Origin of the sequence: Amycolatopsis kentuckyensis, assembly GCF_002155975.1 — a bacterium.
GTDB lineage: Bacteria > Actinomycetota > Actinomycetes > Mycobacteriales > Pseudonocardiaceae > Amycolatopsis > Amycolatopsis kentuckyensis.
Genome location: NZ_MUMI01000621.1, coordinates 1 through 5,596, shown reverse-complemented (window position 1 = coordinate 5,596; position 5,596 = coordinate 1). Strand labels below are relative to the sequence as shown.

Annotated in this window: 3 protein-coding genes; all 3 read right to left on the bottom strand. The window is 71.6% G+C overall.

The features are described from left to right. Positions 1-74: 74 nt before the first annotated feature. On the bottom strand, positions 75-971 hold the full coding sequence (locus CCN39_RS43915) for a peptidylprolyl isomerase (RefSeq protein ID WP_086852643.1): 897 nt from the start codon (positions 969-971) through the stop codon (positions 75-77). Positions 972-1,041: 70 nt separating this feature from the next. Further along, positions 1,042-3,315 carry a glycosyl hydrolase family 95 catalytic domain-containing protein gene (locus tag CCN39_RS43910; protein WP_086852641.1) on the bottom strand — a complete coding sequence of 758 codons (2,274 nt, stop codon included), beginning with the start codon at positions 3,313-3,315 and terminating at the stop codon, positions 1,042-1,044. A gap of 25 nt (positions 3,316-3,340) precedes the next feature. Then, the coding region (locus CCN39_RS43905) for a glycosyl hydrolase family 95 catalytic domain-containing protein (protein ID WP_244211289.1) at positions 3,341-5,596 on the bottom strand (2,256 nt) is incomplete at its 5' end.

Here is a 5,596-nt window from a genome sequence, read left to right as displayed (position 1 = left end):
GAACTCGCGAGTTACGGCTCCAATCACGCGGGTCCGGGGTCCAATCACGCGAGTTCCGGGTCTGATCACGTGAGTTACGGGGTGGTGGTGACTCCGGTGAGGGTGACGGGGAGCTTTGGGGGGCCGCTGCCGTCGCCGATGCCGGGTTTGGCCGGGTCTATTCCGGCTCGGGCGATGCGGTCGAGGGTTTCGAGGCCGGGGTCGTCGATGCTGCCGAAGACCGTGTACTCGGGTGGGATGTCGATCTCGCCGAAGACCAGGAAGAACTGGGAGCCGCCGGAGTCGGGGGCGGACGTCTTCGCCATCGCGAGGACGCCGCGGCCGTACGTCAGCCCGGGGAACAGCTCGTCGCGGATCGTGTAGCCCGGGCCGCCGGTGCCGTCGCCGACCGGGTCGCCGCACTGGAGCATCTGCAGCCCGGTGCTCACCGACAGCCGGTGGCACGACGTGCCGTCGTAGAAACCCTGCCGGGCCAGGCTCAGGAAGTTCACCACCGTGCACGGCGCCAGCGCGCGGTCCAGCGCGAGCCCGATCTCGCCCGCGGTCGTCGCCAGCCGGACGTCGACGGTCCCGGTCGACGGCGCCGGGCCGTCCGGCGGCAGCGCGACCTTCTTCGGCGCCGGTGAGCCGGTGTCCGGGGTGAACGCGCACGTCACCGGGTCGGCCAGCGGCTTCGCCCGCTTCGGCATCGGCACCCGGCCGCCGGGGATCGCGGCCGGCGTTCCGGGCGAGGCCACCGAAGACGATGGCGACGACGTCGGAGTCCGGATCGCGCCCCCTGCCTGGCCGTCCGGCTTGCGCAGGAACCCCGGGTAGCCCCAGGCCAGGAACGCCAGCGCCATCGCCACGACGACCACGCACGAGCCGGTGACCAGCGCGATCGCCGCCGTCGACGACGGCTTCGGCGGCACGGGCGGCTGCCACGGCGAATACTGGTACGGCGGCCCGGGTCTGCCGTCCGGCTCGCTCATCCACGCTCCCCTTCGTCGGAGGAGCATCATTCTGCCGTCAAGACCGCCTCCCCGGGCGAAAACCCCCCGATCACGGCAGGCCCCACGGCACGCTCGCCCCGCCCGGCGCCACCGGCCGGATGCCGAAGTCCGGCCGATCCCCCTTCCGGTACACGAACGCGTCCTCGCCGCACCCGAGTTCGACCCGGACGTCCCCGTTGGCCAGCCGCCGCCAGCGACGCGCCCGGCCCCGCGCGTCCGTCACCGCGAGCTCGCCGTCGATGCCCGGCCGCAGCACGCACGGCGCCCCGGCCTCGCTGTGCACCTTCAGCCAGCGCGTCTTCCCGCCGGTGCGGGACGCGCTGAGCAGGAACGCGCCTTCGGTGCGGAAGTCCCGCAGCGCGACGTCGCCCCAGGCCGCCGGCACCGCCGGGAACAGCCGCAGCACGCCGCCCCAGCTCTGCACCAGCATGTCCTGCAGGGACTTCGCCGCCGACAACGGCGTCTCGATGACCGGCCCGGACTCCTTGTACATCGTGTTCGGCTGGATGTACCGCCGCTGCAGCTCGCCGAGGTAGAACGCGGCCTGCTCGCCGCGCAGCATCTGCGCCGAGATCGACGCCGCCCCGGTGAACGTGTAGCCCTGCAGCGCGCCTTCGAAGCCGACCCAGTGGTTCAGCGACGTCTCGATGATCGCCCGGTGCTCCGGCTGCTCCCAGGTGACGTCGTAGAGCGGGTAGATCTGCAGCAGGTGCGAGTAGTGCCGGTGCGACTTCGCGAACGGCACCCCGGCGCCGATCATGTAGCCGTTGACGTCGGCCGGGTAGTCGACGAGGTTGGCGAGCACGTTCTGCCAGCGAGGCGCCAGCGGATCACCGGGCGCCGCCTGGAGCAGCGTCGTGCAGCCCCAGCGGATCAGCGAGAGGTCGTAGTTGCAGTCCGGCGCGTTGACGCCGTACTCGGGTGAGAACGTCGGCGGCAGGTGCAGCTTCCCGTCCGGCCCGGGCGCGAGGAAGTGCAGGTAGTAGTTGATCGCCTTGCGCAGCAACGGGACCAGCGTGCCCTGGAGCAGCGATCGGTCCATCGTGTGCCGGTAGGACAGCCACACGTTGTGCAGCGCCCAGGTCAGGTTGCCGACCTCCGGCGTCGGCGTGTCCCGCCCCGGGATCCCGACCGGGAACCCGCTGGTCGCGTTCGAGACGCCGTTGAGCAGCGTCATGTCGGTCGTCCGCGGAATACCCGCCGAATCGGCCTGGTAAGGAGAAGCGACCTGGCTCGTCAGGTTGGCCCGGTACTTGTCCAGTGCGTGGCTGACCGCGTCGAGCTCCAGGTGGTTGGAGCCGTGGATCAGCCAGTACTCGAGCTGAACGTTGAGGTTCCACCACGTCGCCGGCCACGGCGTGTTCTCCAGCCACGGCCCGGACGTCGCCATCACCGGAGCCTCGCGCCGCGCCGCCGAAGCCACCTTGTACAGCTGGATCCAGTAGAAGCTCTGGAGCCGGGTGTCCGGAATGGACAGGAAGCTCCGCCGGTAGTAGTCGTGCCACCAGCGCCGGTGGTCCCGGGTGAGCTCGGCGAACGGAAGCGCCCGGCGGACCGTGCCCAGCGCCCGCGCCGCCGCCGTCTTCTCGGGGTGTGACCAGGCCACCGACGTGTACAGCGTGCGTGCGCCGCCGCGGGTGACCTTCCGCCAGGCCGTCACGTGCTCGCCCCCGGCCAGCAGCGGCTGGACGGCCAGCCGCGCGTCACCACTCGCCGACAGCTGCACCGGCGGGTTCGCGGTGTACCCGGCCGGCGGCGGCTTGTTCCACACCGGGTCGGCGCGCGGGCTGACCGCGACCGCCGGGTGGAACACCCACTTGAACCCGCGCTCCCCTTCGGAGGGCCGGATTTCGACCGCGAGCAGTGACTGTCCGGTGTGGACGAGCGCGCGCAGGCTCAGGCTGCCCGCGGCCGTCGTGATCGTGCCGGTCAGCTCGGCGTTCCACAGGTCCATCCGCCAGTCGATCGCGGTGATCGCGCCGACCGGTTCGAGCGTGAAGTACCCGATCGGAAGCCGGGCCAGGCCGAACAGCGAGCCGAACTCCGGGCGGTGGTCCTGGACCTGGCTGTGCTGGACGTTGAACCGGATCGCGTTCTGCCCGGGCTCGGCGTAGATGCCGGAGCCGAGGAAGCCGTTGCCCAGGAACGGTCCTTCGTACCAGGTCTTCGGCAGCCGCCGCCAGTACAGGTCGGCGGTGCCCAGGAACCCCGCCCAGCCGAAGTCGTCGCCGCCGGGTGCCGCTTCGGCGAAGGCGGGGGTCAAGCCGGCGGCGGCGATCCCGGCCAGCGCGCCACCGAGCACGGTTCTGCGGGTGATGTCCATTCGACCTCCTCGTCGAAAGCGGAATTCAGCTCGGCAGGCCCCACGCCGGCGCCGGCCCGAGCGCGGGGACGTCCCGCGGTCCGAGGTCCGGCCGCCCGCCCCGCGGGGTGACGACGGCGGTGCCGCCGCGGCGCAGCCCGATCGCGATCCGTCCCGGTCCGGCCGGGCGCCACGGCAGCCGGCGGCCGTGCTCGTCGCGGACGTCGACGTCCCCGGCGACGCCGTGCTGCAGGACCAGCGGCTCACCGGCTTCGCTGTGCACGCGGACGAACTCGGTCCGGCCGTCGCGGCGGGAGGCGTCCACGAGGAACGCACCTTCCGCGCGGAGCCCGGCGATCGAGGCGTCACGCCAGGTCGCCGACACCGACGGGAAGACCTTGAGCACCCCGCCGGATCCCTGCACGAGCATGTCCACAACGGACTGGGCGGCGGTGATCGGGCTCTCGATCGCGAAGTTGGACCCCTCGCGGTACATCGTGTTCGCGGTCAGCTCGGTGTCGGCCACGACGTTCCGGTCGAGGAAGAACTTCAGGTACCGCAACGCTTCCTCAGGCGCACCCATTACCGATTTCATCGACGACGCGGCCGCGTAGCTGTAGCCGTGCCAGGCGGATTGGTCGGCGGCCCAGTGCTCGAACGTGCGCGTCATGATGTCGCGGTCGCCTGGCGTGTCCCAGACTTTCTCGCGCAGCGGGTACAGCCACAGCAGGTGCGAGAAGTGCCGGTGCGACGCGGCCAGCGGAACGCCGTCGCCGATCAGCACCCCCGCAGCGGGGTACTCGTGGTACGGCACGAGTTTCGCGCCGATTTCCCGCCAGATCGGCACACGCGGTTCGTCGAGGCACAGGATCCGGGCGGTGTCGACGAGCGTGCGGGCCGCCCACCGGATCAGCGACAGGTCGTAGGTGCAGTCGGGCGCGTCGGCGTACTCCGGCGATCGGGTCAGCGGCAGGTGCAACGCCCCGTCCGGGCCGGTGAACAGGAAGTGCCGGTAGAAGTTCAGCGCCTTGGCCAGCGTCGGGTACAGGACGTCGCGGAGCACGCGCCGGTCCATGTGGTGCCGGTAGGCGAGCCAGACGTTGTGCAGGCCCCACAGCAGGTTCCCGGTCTGGTCGGTCTTGGACGTCGTCCCGGGGACGCCCACCGAGCGCGTGCCGCCGGGGCGCAGCCGCCAGTCACCCGGGTGCGAGAGGGCGTAGGTGTCGCCGTCGCGGTACGCGGGCGGGACGGACACCTCGAGGTTCGCGTGGTCGCGCCGGAAGGTCGCGGTGACGGCGTCGAGTTCGGGGTGGTTGGTGCTGTTGACGATCGGGTAGGTGACCTGGACGTTGAGGTTCCACCACACGGCGGTCCAGCTGTTACCGACCTCGGGGAACCACGGTCCCCATTCGGACACGACCGGCCCGTCGGCGCGGGTGGCGGCCGCGATCTTGTACAGCTGGATCCAGTAGAACCGCTGCACCTGCTTGTCGGGCACCGAAACGAAACTGCGCCGGTGGTAGTCGTTCCACCAGCGGCGGTGCCGGGCGAGCAGCGCGTCCGGGCGGGCGGCAAGCGCTTTCCGGACGGCCTCCGTTGCGTCGGCGGTGTGCGTGGTGCCCGGGAAGCTGTAGGCGACGGTGGCGGCGAGCAGCCGTTTCGTGCCGACGGCGCGTTCCCGCCACGCGGTGGTGTACCCGCCGCCGGCGAGCATGGGCTGCGCACAGTAGCCGTCGCCCAGCTCGGGCGCGGGATTGGCGACGTACTCGGGCGGCTTGCGGACGGTCCGGGTGGTGGCGGACTCGAGGGGCTGGAACGCCCAGGCGGCGGTGGCTTCCCCCGCGCTCGGCGTCAGCGAGACGAGCAGCACGCCGAGGTCGTTGTGCACGACGGCGGAGAAGGCGACCGAGCCCTGCGTGGTGGTGATGGTGCCGCCGAGTTCGGCGTTGTAGAGGTCGAGCGTCCAGTCGACGGCGGTGATCGCGCCGGCCAGGGTGAGGGTGAGCGAGCCGATCGGCAGGCGGGAGAGGCCGATGCCGGCTTCCCACTGGATGCGCTGGTCCTGGACCTGGGTGTGGCTGAGCATGAACTTGAGGACCTGCGGCGTCTTCCCGGCGTAGACCTGGACGCCGAGGTAGCCGTTGGCGAGGAAGGGGCCTTCCTGCCAGTTCTTCGGCAGCCTCCGCCAGACCATCCGGGCGTCCTGGGCGACGTCCCGGTGCGGGTTCCCTCCGGTGGCGAGCGCGGGCGGGGCCGCACGGGCCCACAGACCCCCGAAGGCGGCGGCCCCGGCCAGCACCGA

Excerpts from the sequence above, each read along its gene's own strand:
- CCN39_RS43915 (WP_086852643.1), bottom strand. The coding sequence starts at position 971 with ATGAGCGAGCCGGACGGCAGACCCGGGCCGCCGTACCAGTATTCGCCG.
- CCN39_RS43910 (WP_086852641.1), bottom strand. The coding sequence starts at position 3,315 with ATGGACATCACCCGCAGAACCGTGCTCGGTGGCGCGCTGGCCGGGATC.